12 protein-coding genes are annotated in these 16069 nt (G+C 44.1%); all 12 read left to right on the forward strand.

What is annotated here, in order from left to right; translation table 11 throughout:
- Positions 1–7 precede the first annotated feature (7 nt).
- The 12 genes from IX91_RS07835 (at position 8) to IX91_RS07890 (ending at position 16067) form a co-directional block, all read left to right on the forward strand.
- A complete protein-coding gene (locus IX91_RS07835) occupies positions 8–2320 on the forward strand; it encodes an ATP-binding protein (protein ID WP_004748950.1) in 2313 nt (770 codons plus the stop codon).
- A 22-nt stretch (positions 2321–2342) separates the two neighbouring features.
- The gene (locus IX91_RS07840) at positions 2343–3812 is read left to right on the forward strand and encodes a sigma-54-dependent transcriptional regulator (protein ID WP_004748949.1); all 1470 of its coding nucleotides are present in this window, start codon (positions 2343–2345) and stop codon (positions 3810–3812) included.
- A complete protein-coding gene (locus IX91_RS07845; protein ID WP_004748948.1) occupies positions 3793–4821 on the forward strand; it encodes a glycosyltransferase family 4 protein in 1029 nt (342 codons plus the stop codon). The genes IX91_RS07840 and IX91_RS07845 overlap by 20 nt, the downstream gene beginning before the upstream one ends.
- A 217-nt stretch (positions 4822–5038) precedes the next feature.
- Positions 5039–6244, forward strand: coding sequence for a glycosyltransferase family 4 protein (locus tag IX91_RS07850; RefSeq protein ID WP_004748947.1), 1206 nt, complete (start codon positions 5039–5041; stop codon positions 6242–6244).
- Positions 6237–7418: a glycosyltransferase family 4 protein gene (locus IX91_RS07855; RefSeq protein ID WP_004749501.1), complete on the forward strand. Its 1182-nt coding sequence runs from the start codon at positions 6237–6239 to the stop codon at positions 7416–7418. Before IX91_RS07850 ends, IX91_RS07855 begins: the two co-directional genes overlap by 8 nt.
- 42 nt (positions 7419–7460) lie before the next feature.
- Entirely contained in the window at positions 7461–8888 is a 1428-nt protein-coding gene (locus IX91_RS07860; RefSeq protein ID WP_004745140.1) for a lipopolysaccharide biosynthesis protein, read from the forward strand.
- Positions 8889–8935: 47 nt separating this feature from the next.
- Positions 8936–10282 (forward strand): O-antigen ligase family protein, encoded by a 1347-nt coding sequence (locus IX91_RS07865; RefSeq protein ID WP_162828852.1) that lies wholly within the window; start codon positions 8936–8938, stop codon positions 10280–10282.
- Between the two features lie 90 nt (positions 10283–10372).
- Positions 10373–11119, forward strand: a complete 747-nt coding sequence (locus IX91_RS07870; RefSeq protein ID WP_004745143.1) for an acyltransferase — start codon at positions 10373–10375, stop codon at positions 11117–11119.
- A complete protein-coding gene (locus tag IX91_RS07875; RefSeq protein ID WP_004745144.1) occupies positions 11112–12227 on the forward strand; it encodes a glycosyltransferase in 1116 nt (371 codons plus the stop codon). Before IX91_RS07870 ends, IX91_RS07875 begins: the two co-directional genes overlap by 8 nt.
- Complete coding sequence (locus tag IX91_RS07880; protein WP_004745146.1) at positions 12224–13660, forward strand: GumC family protein; 1437 nt, start codon at positions 12224–12226, stop codon at positions 13658–13660. The genes IX91_RS07875 and IX91_RS07880 overlap by 4 nt, the downstream gene beginning before the upstream one ends.
- Before the next feature lie 131 nt (positions 13661–13791).
- Positions 13792–14883 carry a glycosyltransferase gene (locus tag IX91_RS07885; protein ID WP_004745147.1) on the forward strand — a complete coding sequence of 364 codons (1092 nt, stop codon included), beginning with the start codon at positions 13792–13794 and terminating at the stop codon, positions 14881–14883.
- Complete coding sequence (locus tag IX91_RS07890; RefSeq protein WP_004745149.1) at positions 14880–16067, forward strand: glycosyltransferase family 2 protein; 1188 nt, start codon at positions 14880–14882, stop codon at positions 16065–16067. The genes IX91_RS07885 and IX91_RS07890 overlap by 4 nt, the downstream gene beginning before the upstream one ends.
- Positions 16068–16069: the final 2 nt, after the last annotated feature.

Below are 16069 nucleotides of genomic sequence, written 5' to 3' on the forward strand. Positions count from 1 at the left end.
GGCAGCTATGACATTGCGTTCGAAGACGATATTGGGTATTGCCGTTATTGAGATCACTGTGCTCGTTATTCTGGTGTTGAGTGCGATGAGCTTTCTCTCTGATTCAAATGAGAAACAGCTCCTACAACGTGCCAACTCAAGCGCTGTTATGTTTACCCATGCGGCTAAAGATGCCGTGTTATCAACGGATATCGCTACACTCGAAGATCTTGTTCAAGAGTTTATGACTTTAGAAGATGTGGCTTATGTTCGGGTACTACGTAATGGTCAAGAGATGGCGTGCGCCGGTGATAAGCAACTTCTTCAGCGCTCAATGCTTAGCGACAGCTCTTTGAACGATGTCGACGACGGGATTTTCGATCTGCGTACTCCTATTGAAAGCAATGGCACAGTTTTCGGCTACGTAGATATTGGTTTTGAAACGAATGCGATTAAAACCATGCTCGATGAGGCGCAAAAAGCCATCATTAGTATTGCAACCATTGAAGTGGTCTTGGTCGCTATCTTTTCATTTATTCTTGGTACCTATCTTACGCGCAACCTTTCTCGTTTAACCGCAGCCGCAAACACAGTCGGTCAGCATGGCCCCGGATTCCAACTTAACGAGCATTCAAAAGATGAACTTGGTGAAGTAACCAAAGCTTTCGATGAAATGTCAGCCAAACTGGAAAGAGACTATCAAGTCCTTACCGAAGCAAGAGAAGGTGCAGAACAAGCCAATGATTCTAAAAGTCGCTTCTTAGCCTCAATGTCCCACGAGATACGTACACCGATGAATGGTGTGCTTGGGATTTTAAATATACTGGAAGAAACAAAACTCACCGATGAGCAGAAAAAACTAGTCAACACCGCAACCGAATCAGGTCATTTCTTGTTATCCGTCATCAATGACATTCTTGATTTTACACGGATGGAGTCCAATACACTGATTTTGGAAGACAAACCATTCGATTTCCGCCACTGTGTTGAAAGTGTCGTCGATTCTTTCTCTCCCACCGCATCAAACCAAAACTTAATACTCCATTGTTATATTGAGGGGACGGTTCCGAGTAAGGTTAGTGGTGACAAAAATCGAGTGAAGCAAATCCTGCTTAATTTAATTGGCAACGCAATCAAGTTTACCCATGAAGGCAGCGTCACAATTAAAGTCCGCTCTGAGGCTGTTACACAAAACAAAGCGAAAATCGTCTGTCAGATTCAGGACACTGGCATAGGGATCAGCAAAAGTGCTATCGAGTATCTGTTCGATGAATTTACTATGGTTGATCAAACATACTCTCGCAGTAAAGAAGGCTCTGGTCTTGGCCTAGCGATTTGCCGACGTTTGTGTAACCTGATGGATGGCGAAGTCAGCGTAGAAAGTGAGCCGGGTATAGGAAGCACGTTTACTTTTGATATTACGCTAGCGATCGCCGATGACTTAATTACTTCGCCGACTACAACGCCAAAACGTCAAGAGTTACTCCGCCCAGATGCCCGTATTCTTGTCGCTGAAGACAACAAAGCAAACCAACTCGTCATCCGCGAAATGTTTAAACGCGTTGGTCTCTCAATCGATATTGCTGAAAATGGTAAACACGCCGTATCCATGGTGCAAGAGTATCAATATGACCTGATATTTATGGACATTTCCATGCCAGAAATGGACGGTATGGAAGCTTGCCAAGCCATTCGACATCTTGAAGACGATCATACCGCTAACTTACCTATTATTGCACTGACGGCTCACTCCCTCGCCGGTGATAAAGAGAAGTTTCTTGCATCAGGTATGGACGATTACTTGTCAAAACCTCTTAGGTTGTCACAACTAATTGAAAAAATTAATCTATTCTTAAATAACGATAGTGTTGAAGATGAAGCTCAAAGAATAGAACCATCACGATTGAATGAGCAACATAATACATATAAAAAGACACAACAGAACTTAAGCAATCAACGTAAGGAAACGGCGGGTTTGGAACTGGTAGACGAACAAATTTTACAGCAAATGATCGAAGATACGAGCGCGGAAGTTATCCCTTTGCTAATCGACCACTACGTTGAAGAATCTGAGCAGCGCCTGGCGAAGATTTATAAGGCCATGGATGACAAAGACAAAGAGACGTTAGAGTTTGAAGCCCACACATTGGGCAGTTCTTCACTCGCTCTGGGTAATCGCACATTGTCTAATCTCGCGAGAAAAATCGAACACATGTGTTTGGATGGTCAGAAGGAACAAGCATTCTCCTTTAAGCAAGAGCTGGAACATCTCGCCCAACAATCATTGCAAGCACTCGAAGAGCGCAAACAACAAGGGTTCAGCGAACCGACACAACTATAAAGGCTTAAGATAGGACATCGTAATGAAACCAAAAGTATTACTTATTGAAGACTCGACTTCGCTTGCGATTTTGTACAAGCAGTATGTAAAAGATGAGCCTTATGACTTGTTTCATGTCGAGACAGGTCGAGAAGCTATCGCCTTTATAGAAAGAAACGTTCCGCAACTGGTGATTCTAGATCTCAAATTACCCGATATGGACGGCGAACAGATTCTCGATTGGATAAATGATAACCAGGTGCCGACATCAGTTGTTATCGCAACCGCACATGGCTCTGTCGACCTCGCGGTTAACCTGGTTCAAAAAGGTGCGAAAGACTTTCTTGAAAAGCCGATCAATGCCGACCGTTTAAAAACCTCCATCGCGCTGCACCTGCAGCAAGTCAAACTCGAACACCTTGTGGAAGATATTGAAAGCAAGTTCGACAGAAACCGCTTTCATGGTTTTATTGGTTCAAGCTTACCAATGCAAGGTGTCTATAAGATCATTGACTCGGTCGCGCCAACGACAGCTAGCGTGTTCATTGTCGGCGAAAGCGGTACCGGTAAAGAAGTTTGCGCCGAAGCGATTCACAAAGAAAGTAAACGCAAAGACAAGCCGTTTGTCGCTATCAACTGTGGCGCTATTCCAAAAGACCTGATGGAAAGTGAAATATTTGGTCATGTCAAAGGCGCGTTTACTGGCGCGACAGCTGACAGAAAAGGCGCTGCATCGATGGCAAATGGCGGTACGCTGTTTTTAGATGAGCTTTGTGAGATGGAATTAGAAATGCAGAAGAAACTGTTAAGATTCCTCCAAACTGGCACCTTCACTCCACTCGGCGCAAACAAAGAAATGAAGGTTGACGTCCGCATTATCTGTGCGACTAACCGAGATCCTTTAGTTGAAGTTGAAGAAGGACGATTTAGGGAAGATCTCTATTATCGTGTCCACGTCGTTCCACTTGATATGCCGCCTCTAAGGGAGCGCGGCACTGACATCCTTACTTTAGCAACGCACTTCCTTAAACTTTATGCCAAAGAAGATGGGAAAAAGTTCAACGCGATTCATCGCGATGCGGAATCAACATTGAAGCGTTACACTTGGCCCGGTAACGTACGCCAATTGCAAAACATTGTACGCAACATTGTGGTACTTAATGACGACAGCCATCTACGTCTAGAACATTTACCGGATCAGGTCACAACGAGTCGCAAATTGAAATCTAGCATTTCACCTAAACCCGCGCCCGCTGTAACGCCGCCTCCCCCTCCAGCCAGTGAGGAAGCGTTGGAAGGCAATACTATTCAACCAATCTCTGCCAATTCGCAAGCAGATAAACCTGTCACTATCCGACCAATGTGGCAAATCGAACGAGAAGCCATTCAGCAAGCCATTGACTATTGTGATGGTAACGTTCTCAACGCCGCAGTGTTATTGGAGTTAAGCCCTTCAACAGTTTATCGCAAGAAACAAGCTTGGGAAGCAGAAGATGAGCAACAACTCGTCTGATGAAGTTTGGCTGGTTATTGATAGCTTAACTTTTGGTGGTATTGAAACTCATGTGCTTGAGCTTGCTAAAGGGCTCAAGCAGTTTCAAGTTCCAGTGACGGTACTATTTCTTTGCACATACCCTCAAAGACAACTACTTGAAGAAAAGCTTGAAACCAACCAAATTCCTACTAAGCATCTAGACGGTGATGGCCATAGCTATTTCATAACACTGCTTCATCTCGTTCGGATGCATAGACCTGCCCTTTTACACGCTCATGGATACAAGGCGAGTATTACAACTAAGCTGATTCGTTTGTTAACGGGTGTAAGACAGATTTCAACCTACCATGCGGGCGAGACTCCTTCGGGCAAGGTATGGTTGTATGACTTTATTGACCGCTTCACTTCGTTTGTTTCAAATCACTCGATTGCTGTTAGTGACAAAATTGCTGAAAAACTTGTTTCTAGAACGATTTGTTTTAATAACTTCATTGATACAAGAGAAACTCAGCATTCTAAGGGACAGCAGATCGCTTTTGTCGGTCGACTCTGCCACGAAAAAGGACCAGACAGATTTATCGAGCTAGCTAACGCGAATTACCAACTCAAGTTCGATATCTATGGTTCAGGCGTTCTCGAAGATGAACTCAAACAACTTGCGACTGATAATGTTCGTTTTCACGGTCACCAGAACAACATGAATGCCATTTGGCCCAATGTTGGTGTTTTGATCATTTGCTCTCGATATGAAGGCTTGCCAATGACGGCTTTGGAGGCCATGGCACGCGGCATACCCGTCTTCTCTCTCAAAGTCGGGAACATGCCCAGCTTAATTGCTCATCAAACAAACGGTTATTTGGTCAATAACATGGATGAGTTAGGCTTGGCTTTAACCACTTTCCTTACCCAGAATGAAAAACAAACAGCCCAATTAAAACAACAGGCAGTCGAAACCATAGAGCAGAGTTATTCTCAATCAGCGGTCATTCCCCAGATACTCGAGCTGTACTTTCCTAGGGCGTGTTGACCCTTTCGCGGTTAAATTTTACTCGAAAGGTCAACTCACCCTATTGTTCAATCTGATTGTCAAATTGAGAAATAACCTACCATTTATTCTGACGATAAATATTATCCCATAAAAACATCAACTTATATTAACCTCTTTATTGGCACTCCATTTGCGTTATTTAACTCAATAAACCTATTAATCCGTTTTTTTGAGACAGTTACGTAAGGGGTCGGCAATGAAAAAGAAGATTCTATTTGTACATTATGGTGATGATTGGATTCGAGGTAGTGAGAAGTGCCTACTGGATCTAATAAAATACCTGCGTAACCGCCGCTATGAAGCATTTGTTTGGACAAATAATCGCGAGCTTTCAAAGCAGCTTGAGTTGTTCAATGTGCCTAACGAACTAGATAACTTTCCATTGTTACTAGGTTGGAAAGCACCTAAATACAACGTTTCAGACTGGATGGAACTGATCAACCATGGACGCAAAATAATTGAACGCGAACAGATTGATTTGGTTCATATTAATAGTGGTGCACCTTGCCAATGGATGCTAGCTGCTGCAAGGCTAAGTAATGTGCCTGTCGTCACCCAGTTACACTGCTCTTATCCTACTAGAGATAGATTAACTCTTGGTCTTCACCTATCTCCGCATATCATTTCAGTCAGTAAATCAGTAAGTGAATCTTTAGTAAGAGATGGCTACCCACAAGAACGAGTGTCCGTTGTTCACAATGGGATTGACGTTCAAGCCCTATCTAATCAATCCCCTGTTGACCTCCGCATTGAGCTTGGTATTCCCAAAGAAGACTTTGTTTTCGCTACGGTTGGCTCACTCATTCATCGTAAAGGGGTAGATAGAATTCTTACCGCGTTACGTCACGTCACCTTGGAGTACCCAAATGTACGCTTAGTGGTGATTGGCGATGGGCCGATGTCATCAAAGCTTCAACAGCAAGCCGACTACCTGCATTTGTCAGACAACGTTCACTTCGTTGGCGAGAAGTCCAATGTAGTTGGCTGGCTAAAAGGTTGTGATGCGTTCATTAGTGGCGCACGGAGTGAAGCTTTTGGTTTGGTTATCGCAGAAGCTGCTCTAGCTAAGCTTCCAATCGTTGCTCCTTTTGAAGGAGGCATTCCAGAGTTTATCCAACACGGTCAAACAGGGGTATTGTATCCAAATAATGGTGTCGCTCCTATTGCCAAAGCAATGCGCATTTTAGTTAACAACCCTAAGCTTTGTGCACGCCTTGCCAACCAAGCTCACGAGTCAATTGTTAAGCACCACGACATTTCCGTTAGCTGCGCCAAGATTGAGCGTTTGTATCTAACGCTTCTTGATCAACCTCAGCAGTCAAAGCGCTCGTACCTAAACACGTTACTGCCAATTAAGACTTACGTAGCGAATCGCCTTTCATTAGGAGGTCAGCATGGCTAGCAATAAGAACAAAACATTGATATTTGACCCCATCACGTTCAAAGGTGGTTCTAAGATCGCGACCAGTGACGCGCTTAATGTTTGCCGAATCGCCAGCAATGAATTTATTGTGTTGACCGTTGACCCAGAGTTCTGGAAAGCGACAGAATTCTATGCCAAACACAATGTCACTTTACGCAAAGTTTCTGCGGTTTCTTGGCTGATGAAAAAGCATAACGGTGCCTTCTACTGGTTAAACCAACTCTACCTTTTGCTCATTATGCTCAAAACCTTGGTGATGGAACGTGGTATAGCCAAAATAGTGGGAGCTTCCGGTCCTGGAATCGACATGCCAATGTACTTGCTTAAAGCTTTCTTAAACATTGAAGTCACCCAATTTATCCACGGTAATGTGGGGCTATCACGCTCTATCGGCTACTGCCTGACAATAGCAGATGCAGTTTTCTATTTGCCATCTACTCGCAAAAGTCTAAAGGTTGCACTTGAAGCTTATCTTCAACACGCAACAAAGATTGAAGATACCTCCGCCTTGGCTGAAAGCTATTTAAAATCCTCCAGCTATCAGTCTTTTGTCAATGGCATCCCTGCGCAGCGTTGGCCTACAGAATGTCAAAAGAGTGTTCCTATCTGCTTCTGGGCCGCTTCGCTATTAAAGTGGAAAGGTCTCGATACGCTTATAGAAGCCTCCAAACTTGCCGCTCGCTGTAAACCTATCGCGCTTAATGTTTGCTTTATTCGTCCCGTCGACACCTGTCTACCAGTGTCTGTGGCGCCAGTGTTACTAAAGCACACAGAATGGTACGAAGATCCTGACAATCTTGATGAAATCAGAAGCCAGTCTAACATCTTTGTCTCTACCAGCTGTAACGAACCCTTCGGTCTTTCAATCCTAGAAGCATTAGCCGCCGGTATGTGCGTAGTGATCCCACAAGACGGCTCCTTTTGGGATCAGCAATTAACGCACAATGAAAATTGCATCAAGTATCAACCAAACAACGCAGATTCATTGTGTGATGCTCTGCTTTACGCAACGAACGATAGCCAAGCATTTGAACGTTGCTGCACAAAAGCACGAGTCGTCGCTGAACAATACAAAGCTGAATACCGCTATCAGAGATTTGCGCAGCATATAAACGGTGACATTGTCACATCAATGATTCGTGCTTGTGACTAGGGTCTTTTGACCGAAAAATGGATAACTGATTGGAGATTCGCTATGAACACAGAACATATTAAAAGCATTAGCCTATACGCCGTCAGCTTGTTCTTAATTAAAGGTGTATCCTTGTTCACATTGCCTTTGATGGCACACTACTTATTGCCATCTCAAATCGGCCACTTAGAGCTACTAGGCGTCACGACCGTGTTTTTCAGCCTCATCGTCGGTCTCGCCATGCATGAAAACCTTTATCGCTTTATCGGCACAGTCAGTAGTAAAGTCGTTAGAAAGAGAAAGGCATCTCAACTGTACAGCGCAACACTTCTTCTCTCTATGTCTCTTAGCGTTTTGTTGCTCATAGGTTACTACTTATTGCCTTTCAAAGCGGATTCGATCACTCATGAACAAGTCCTATTTATTGCGTTGGTCCTCTGCTATGAAGCTCCTTTAGCGATAAGTCTAGCGTGGTTGAGGCTGCACAATCAGGCAGGGTTGTTTTTTAAGATTTGTGTCAGCACTGTTATTGCCCAAGTGTCATTACTTATCATTGCGTTATTACATAAGCCTGATGTGACGTTGATATTCGCGCTTAACGTCATTTGCACATTCGTACAGTTTCTGTTTCTTCATATCTATATCAACTTCCCGCTTATGCTGCCTAACAAAGAGCGCATGAAACGATACATTCGATACTCGGCACCGTTAATGTTATCTGGGGTTGTTGCTTTCGGATTAAGTGGCGCAGAGAGATGGTTGATTGCAGGAGCAACAAACTTAGAAACTTTGGGTATGTATGCTATCGCAGCTAAGTTTGCGTTGGCTGTCGGTATCCTAATTCAACCTTTCCATATGTGGTGGATGCCAAAAAGATTTGAGGCAATGGACAACAAAGGCGCCGGTTACGTCGCCAATGTCACGACGCAAGGCGTGGTATTGTTGTGCGTCATTTCGGCTACCGTCGCTTGGTTAAGCCAAATTTTTATTACAATCGCCCTACCCGAATCCTACCAACCCGCGGTCGCTTTGGTAGGTATGACCATTACTATGATGCTTTTCAAAGAGCTCGTTGAGCTGACGAACTTCGGTATTTTGTACAAGAAAAATACCACTCAACTGTTATATATCAACGTTACATCAACAGTTTTAGCCTTCATCGTTTGCTTCGCTTCCATAGAGTCAGGTATAGAGGCAATACTTTGGGGACTGATTGCTGGGCAGCTTTGCCGTTTCGCTCTCACCATTTGGTTTAGTCAACAAGCGCACTACCTCGCTTATCCGTCGAGCAACATTTTTGCCCTTCTGATGCTGACTGCACTATTTCTTTTAACCAGCCGTTACCACCAAAATATAGAAGTTTCGGCATTAATGTTGCTTCTTCAACCCTTAGGTGTCGTTGCTTTTGCAATTCGCTTTAAATTGATCTCGGGGGTTTCTTTGAAGAGCTTAACTCATACCGTCAATAACTACCTTGGTAAGTCACTATGAACAGTGTGAACCAAGCTAGTGCTAACAGAGCTGCGCCAATCTTGTTCATGACATTGCTTAGCTTTGGATTAGCAATGCTATGGTACGTGGTGCCTCACCCTGCGATTGTGTTGGTCTTATGTTTTGTTCCCTTAGGTGCTCTGTTTGTACTCAATCAAACATTTTGGCTTGTTAGCTTATTCGTTTTGTTTTCTTTCTTTCGCATTCATGAAGCTATTCCAGCACTTTACTCGCTCAAGATCCCGCTATTGCTCTCGTTGGGCGCTCTTTCTGCGCTCATGTGGCATACATTGGTAAGCCGACAATTACAAACATTCTGGCACCCAAGTATGACGTGGTTAGCCCTGTTTTGGGGGCTAGTGGTTATTGGCGTTGTACTCTCATCAAATCCAGGTATCGCCATTACCTACTTTAAGAATATCTACTGGAAAATCATTGTCATGACACTGGCAATCGCCTGGTTAGTTAATACGGAAGACGCCGTTCGAAAAATAGCGACGCTAATTATTTTGGCTGGCGGGCTCATTGCCGTCGTTGCTTTATATAATTCGTCAGCAGGCATCGGATTGGTGGAAGGCACTCGGGTTACCATAGGTCGCCAACTTGGATCTGTTCTTGGTGACCCAAATGATTTGTCGCTCGTGTTGATGTTCCCTCTCGCGTTCGCCATTAGCTTCGCAACGACTAAAGGAATTGGCGTTTCACGCATTCTAGGAATCGTAGGGCTTGTTCTCGCAATGGCTGCTGTCATCGCGACTCAAAGTCGTGGCGGGCTATTAGGCTCAGTCGCCGTATTTGGTATTTTCGGTCTGCGACTCATCCGCTCAAAATCACTACTCATTTTCATCGGAGTCATTTGTTTAGCGGTTTTATTTGCGGTCGCTGGTATTTCAGATCGACAATCCGGTGGCGCTGCAGAAGAAGGTATCGATGCATCCGCAATGGGTCGTCTGTATGCGTGGGAAGCAGCATTCAAGATGGCACTGGATAATCCCTTCAGTGGTGTTGGTCTTAATAACTTCTATTCAAATTACTACTACTACAGCTCTCATTGGGACGGGCTCAACCACGCTGTACACAGTACATGGTTTGGTGTTCTGGCAGAGATGGGCTTCCTTGGCCTGATCGTCTTCATCGGTATCATCATTTCATTGATTAAAACCAGTAGGCAAACACTTTCAATTCTGGCTGAGTTAAAGGACTCTGTATCTCCGTATCTGACCGCCACGGCGCTTGCCGTCTATGCTGGCGTAATAGGTACTGTTGTCTCTGGTACCTTCCTTACTCAAGGCTTTACCTGGCCAATTTACATACTTGCTGCGCTATGTATTGCCATCTCTCGAATTACTCAAAAACGTTCTCAATTTGAGAATCTTAACAAGACGAAAGAATGACTAGACTTATCTCATTGTTTTTACTTAATTTATATTTTGGCACGTTACGTGAAATAGTCTCTGCATAATTCAAATGTAAGGGACGCAATCATGTTGGCTCAGCAATTAAACCACTTCAAAGTTTGGCTACAACACAATGAGAATCCTGCGTATCGCAAATTGTTTCTCATTTTGAAAGCAATTCGCGCATGCGATATTCCAACTCCCAAACTATTTAACAAGTTCGTTGGTCTACTCTACTCTGCATTTAGCTCTCTATGGGGAAACCTTTTACGCGTTTCAGTACACACTCCCGCCTTTAAAGGGCGACTATCAAAATACGGCAGAGGACTTTACCTGTTTGGTGGTGTGCCTTTTGTCTCTGGTCCCTTAACTATCTCCTTAGGCGATGATTGTCGTATTTCAGGACAAACTACTTTTAGTGCTCGACCTCAATCTGACAATCCTCAGCTCATTGTTGGTAGCAACGTTGATATTGGATGGCAAAGCACATTCGCAATTGGCCATAAAATCGTGATTGGTGACAATGTTCGTATTGCTGGTCGAGCTTTTCTCTTCGGCTATTCGGGTCACTCTTTAGATGCGGCTATGCGGGCAAAAGGTTTTGGAGATCTAGATTGCGACGTCGGCGATATCATCCTCGAAAACGACGTATGGCTTGGTACAAACGTGACGGTTTGCCCAAATGTCACTATTGGTGAAGGCACTATCGTTGGCACCGGAAGTGTTGTTACCAAGGATCTCCCTCCCTATGTGGTAGTAGCAGGCAATCCAGCAAGAGTAATTCGTTCACTTGCTGACTCTTCAACTAGTAATGAGGAAAGTCGTCATGCGTGATCTTATTGTTTTCGGTGAAGACTTCGGCGGTTTGCCATCAAGTACTCAACACCTAGTAATTCGTTTGGCTAAGCAGCGTAAAGTGCTGTGGGTAAATTCGATTGGCCTGCGTCAGCCTAAACTGACGATGCACGATTTCAAGCGAGCAGCGAACAAGCTATTAGGTAAAAGTAAGGGGGGCTTTAGTCGCCATAACGAACAACCGTCGAATATCAGTGTCGTTAACCTAAAAACGATTCCAGCACCTCGTTCTTGGTTCGCGCGTCAAATAGCTAAAACGATGATTTGCTCTCAGTTGAAACCCGTGATTAAAAAGCTTGGCTTAAACAAGCCCATCTTATGGAGTTCACTCCCTACCACCGCTGATCTGTGTGGAACACTGGATGAATCTGCCATTGTTTATTATTGTGGCGATGATTTTTCATCTCTTGCAGGTGTTGACCACGACGTAGTGGCAACGCACGAAAGTAAACTTGTCGAACATGCAGATTTAATTCTCGCGGCGAGTGCAAAACTACTGACTAAATTTCCTCAGTCTAAAACACATTATCTACCTCATGGGGTCGATACGCATCTGTTCAGCACTCCAGTGAGTCGTGCCATCGACTTACCTTCAGCAGAAAATAAAATTGCTGGTTTCTATGGCAGTTTGTCTAACTGGTTAGATTATGAACTTATTGATCAAGTGTGCTTAGCCAATCCAACTTGGCAGTTCGTGTTTATCGGTCCATTGGAACTGCCGTCTAATCCTTTGCCAAAATTGCCGAATGTACACTACCTTGGCCCAAAACCTCATACTGAACTGCCAGGTTACAGCCAACATTGGGATGTTAGCCTATTGCCATTTAGATCTAATGGGCAAATCGCCTCATGCAGCCCGTTAAAACTGCTTGAGTACCTAGCAGCAGGAAGCTCGGTTATTGCGACGCCCTTCCCTGCACTTTCTCCATATAGAGAGCAAGTCAACGTAGTGACTAACGCTCAGCAGTTTACTGACGCCTTAAATGGCCTAGATTTAGATTCAAGCATTGGTGAGCAGCAATCTGTTGCATCGGAAAGCTGGGATGCTCGTACAGTTAAGCTTAATAGTATGTTGGAGTCATTATGAATGAGCTAAAAATGAGGTTCATCGTCATACTCAACTCAGCATGGCGACAGCGCTACGTAATCGTAGTACCTATTCTCATCCTTCCTTTTGTTGGCTACTTCATTGGAAAAGTCGCACCAACAAATTACGTGTCGCATACTTCTATGCTGATACAGGAAACGGCGAAGATGAACCCTTTCCTAGAGGATATCGCCGTATCAACGATGCTAAAAGAGCGGCTCAATGCGCTCAGCACCTTGCTTAAAAGTCGTCACGTATTGACGGCTGTCGCGAAAGAGCATGGTTTGATCGATGACTCGATGGCTCCTGCAGAGCGTGATTACATTATAAGTAAACTTTCAAGCAGCCTTACTGTGACTCAACCAGGTAAGGATTTTCTAAAGATTTCGTTAACAGCCCCTAACCCTGCTGGGATGAAAGAGCTGTTGGAGTCAATTAGCGAGCACTTTATAGAGCAGCTGCTTGCTCCTGAACGCTCTTCGATTGAGGATTCATCCGAATTCCTCGCGATTCATATTGAAAAGCGCAGAGAAGAGCTGGATATTGCTGAGAATGAGTTGGCAGACTTCAAAAATCGCTACGCTTCCGTCACGCCAGAAATGCAAAGCCAAGCACTAGGTAGGCTTGCTTCTTTGAAACAAAGCTACGCGGAGAAAAAAGCCGAGCTTGCAGGTGTAGAACGAAGCTTAGGCTCACTCGATCAACAACTGTCTAAAACAAATCCAGTAGTCGGTAAAATTGAAGATCAGATCATCGAAATTCGCAGCGAGTTGACGCTTCTAAAAGCGAAATACACTGAAAGTCACAGTGCCGTTCAAGGTAAAGAACGTGAGTTACGACGCTTAGAGAATGAGCGTTCCATCTTGCTACAAATGGAACAACCGAACATCAGTAGTGATCAGCTATGGGACATCGCTAGTAGCAACAAGCTCAAAGATCTTGGTGAAGTGCAGCCCTTACTGGTAACCCAACTCCAAAGTTTGCAATTAGTCCGTGGCCGCTATGAATCATTGACTGAGGAGACTAAAAGTCTCAAAGAAATGATCGCCCGATTAGAACAGGAAGCCAATAGCTTTGGTGATAACGCGAAAACCATGCACCGCCTAGTGAGAAATGCGGAAATTAAACGTCAGCTCTACGATGAATTGATTCAACGTTACGAGATGGCGCAGTTAACCGGATCGTTAGGTGTATTCGAGCAAAACAAACGAGTCAAAATTATCGACCTTCCTTATACTCCGAGTCGACCTGCTAACCTTCCCGCGATTGTTTTTGTCATCGCTGGTTTAATTGCTGGCATCGGATTGGGTGCAGGCGTCGCAATCCTTATAGAGCTGTTTGACTCTTCGATTAGACGTAAAGAAGAGATTGAGGCGATCACAAATGCACCTGTGATTACCTATATTCCTAAGATTAAGCCTTATCAATCATAAAGACTTTCAAATTGATTATCAGGTTGAGAACTAACTTTTAAAACACGTAAGACACTGAAATATAAACACTTAAAATCTGGCACACTATGTGCTCTTACTAACTTAAAGGAATTATTCGTTTAGGAGCTAGTATGAGCACACCTTGCAAAACAATCATCCATGTGGTCCAACACCTCTCTCCTGGTGGTCTAGAGGCGCTAGCTCTCAATATGCTCGCATTTTCTAACCCACAACAGAAAGTGCTCATCATTAGCCTAGAAGGGACTAAACAAGAATCCATCTCAAAATGGTCGAAACTTGAAGCCGTAAAGAACCAACTTATCTTCTTGAACAAACCATCGGGATACAGTGTTAAAACTTTGGTTCAGCTGTTCAGATTATTCCGCACACTCAAACCTAGCGTTGTCCATACTCATCATATTGGACCAATTCTTTATGGTTCGATAGCCGCAAGACTGGCAGGCGTTAAGGCGAGAATCCACACAGAACACGACGCATGGCATTTATCTGACGAGAAACATCGCTCTCTACAAGGCTTTGCTTTAAAAATAGCGAAACCAAGTATTGTTGCCGATGCGGCTTTGGTCAGAGAGCAAATTCACCGTCACTTCGACTATAAAGACGTGACGGTTATTAAAAACGGCATCGATTGCGAGCAGTTCACAACTGGTTCTAAACATCTGGCTCGCCAAGTTGTTGGTCTTCCTGTGCGCAGCACGATTATTGGTAGCGCTGGACGCCTTGAAAAAGTAAAAGGTCACGATGTGCTGATTGATGCAATGACCTTACTGCCGAATCACATTGAACTGGTAATTGCAGGCGAAGGTAGCCAAAGGAAAAAGCTCGAAGCACAAGTGAAGGAACTTGGCATTAGCCATAGAGTCACCTTTTTAGGTCTTGTCGATGACATGGTTCGATTCTATCAAGCATTGGATCTGTTCTGCCTTCCCTCACGTAGTGAAGGCTTCCCACTTTCAACATTAGAGGCCCAATCATGTGACATTGTCACTTTAACAAGTAACGTGGGAGCTACAGGTGAGACACTCTGCCCAATTACAGGGAGCCTATTTGAGAGTGAAAACCCGCAAGCACTCGCTTCTAGTGTCCTCACTGCCCTTGAGCTACACCACACTGACTCTCCGCGTGACTTTGTACTTCACAACAATGACATCAGAGACATGATGAGAGCTTATGAAATGTTGGCAGAGGAGAAAAGCGCATGATCGACTTACTACTCACGATTCTATTTGTCGTCAGCTGCCTTTTGGTTATCTATCACCATGTTGGTTACCCAGTGCTGCTTTCTTGGTACTCGAAACAGCACCCTTTTAAAACGATAAATCACCGTAGTCGTGGATTCAAAAGTATTAAAGGGGACAGAGCTTGCGCGACCATCACAATTTTGGTTCCCGCATTCAACGAGGAGCAATGGATCGCAGACAAAATTCGTAACCTGTCTTCGCTCGATTATCCAAAAAACAAATACAAGGTCATCATTGCCTGCGATGGTTGTACTGACAACACTGTCTCAATCGCGGAGCAAACCATTCAAGAGGCGATTTGTGCAGATACTCACTTCGAGATCAGAGCCTTCGAATCCAATCGTGGCAAAGTCGCGGTCGTCAATGAACAGATGAAAACCATCACGAGTGACATTACAGCTTTGAGCGATGTCTCAGCTCTCATTTCAATTGATGCATTATGGGTTGCCAACAAACACTTTCATAATGAACAAGTTGGCGTGGTCAATGGCCATTACCAGCTGTTTAAACCGGGTAATGAAGGCGAAGCATGTTATTGGCAATATCAGAGTAAACTCAAGATGCGCGAAGCGACCTTAGGTTCTACTCTAGGCGCACACGGAGCTTTCTACCTGTTTAGAACTCACCTGTTTGAATCAATGAGCATGGACACTATCAATGATGACTTTATGATTCCTATGTCGATCGTACGTCAAGGTTACATTGCAGAGTATGAGCCTCAGATGGTTGCACTAGAGATGGAGGCAACAAACGAGAGAGACGACTTTAGCAGAAGACTGCGAATTTCCGCAGGAAACATGCAACAAGCTATCGAACTTTGTGAGATGTTCTTACCAAAGTACAAAGGCGTTGCGTTTGCATTCTTTTCAGGAAAAGGATTAAGACTCATCACCCCTTACCTACTGATATTCTGCTTAATTAGCTCAATTATCATGATGGACAACCCGCTCTTCATGGCAGCATTGATCGTCCAAATCGCGCTTTATTCACTAGCAGTACTTAGTCATCAATTGCCATACATTTTTAGTCATAAAGCCTGCAAACTGCTGCTTTATATCGTTGCAGGTCACTGTGCAAATTTCATCGGTGGTATGCGTTACCTATTCGGTCTTGAATCAGGAAAATGGTCTCGCGTAGGCCAATAAGG

It is taken from the genome of Vibrio tubiashii ATCC 19109 (genome assembly GCF_000772105.1).
GTDB lineage: Bacteria > Pseudomonadota > Gammaproteobacteria > Enterobacterales > Vibrionaceae > Vibrio > Vibrio tubiashii.

Coding starts and splice junctions, on each gene's coding strand:
- IX91_RS07835 (WP_004748950.1), top strand. CDS start 8: ATGACATTGCGTTCGAAGACGATATTGGGTATTGCCGTTATTGAGATC.
- IX91_RS07840 (WP_004748949.1), top strand. CDS start 2,343: ATGAAACCAAAAGTATTACTTATTGAAGACTCGACTTCGCTTGCGATT.
- IX91_RS07845 (WP_004748948.1), top strand. CDS start 3,793: ATGAGCAACAACTCGTCTGATGAAGTTTGGCTGGTTATTGATAGCTTA.
- IX91_RS07850 (WP_004748947.1), top strand. CDS start 5,039: ATGAAAAAGAAGATTCTATTTGTACATTATGGTGATGATTGGATTCGA.
- IX91_RS07855 (WP_004749501.1), top strand. CDS start 6,237: ATGGCTAGCAATAAGAACAAAACATTGATATTTGACCCCATCACGTTC.
- IX91_RS07860 (WP_004745140.1), top strand. CDS start 7,461: ATGAACACAGAACATATTAAAAGCATTAGCCTATACGCCGTCAGCTTG.
- IX91_RS07865 (WP_162828852.1), top strand. CDS start 8,936: ATGACATTGCTTAGCTTTGGATTAGCAATGCTATGGTACGTGGTGCCT.
- IX91_RS07870 (WP_004745143.1), top strand. CDS start 10,373: ATGTTGGCTCAGCAATTAAACCACTTCAAAGTTTGGCTACAACACAAT.
- IX91_RS07875 (WP_004745144.1), top strand. CDS start 11,112: ATGCGTGATCTTATTGTTTTCGGTGAAGACTTCGGCGGTTTGCCATCA.
- IX91_RS07880 (WP_004745146.1), top strand. CDS start 12,224: ATGAATGAGCTAAAAATGAGGTTCATCGTCATACTCAACTCAGCATGG.
- IX91_RS07885 (WP_004745147.1), top strand. CDS start 13,792: ATGAGCACACCTTGCAAAACAATCATCCATGTGGTCCAACACCTCTCT.
- IX91_RS07890 (WP_004745149.1), top strand. CDS start 14,880: ATGATCGACTTACTACTCACGATTCTATTTGTCGTCAGCTGCCTTTTG.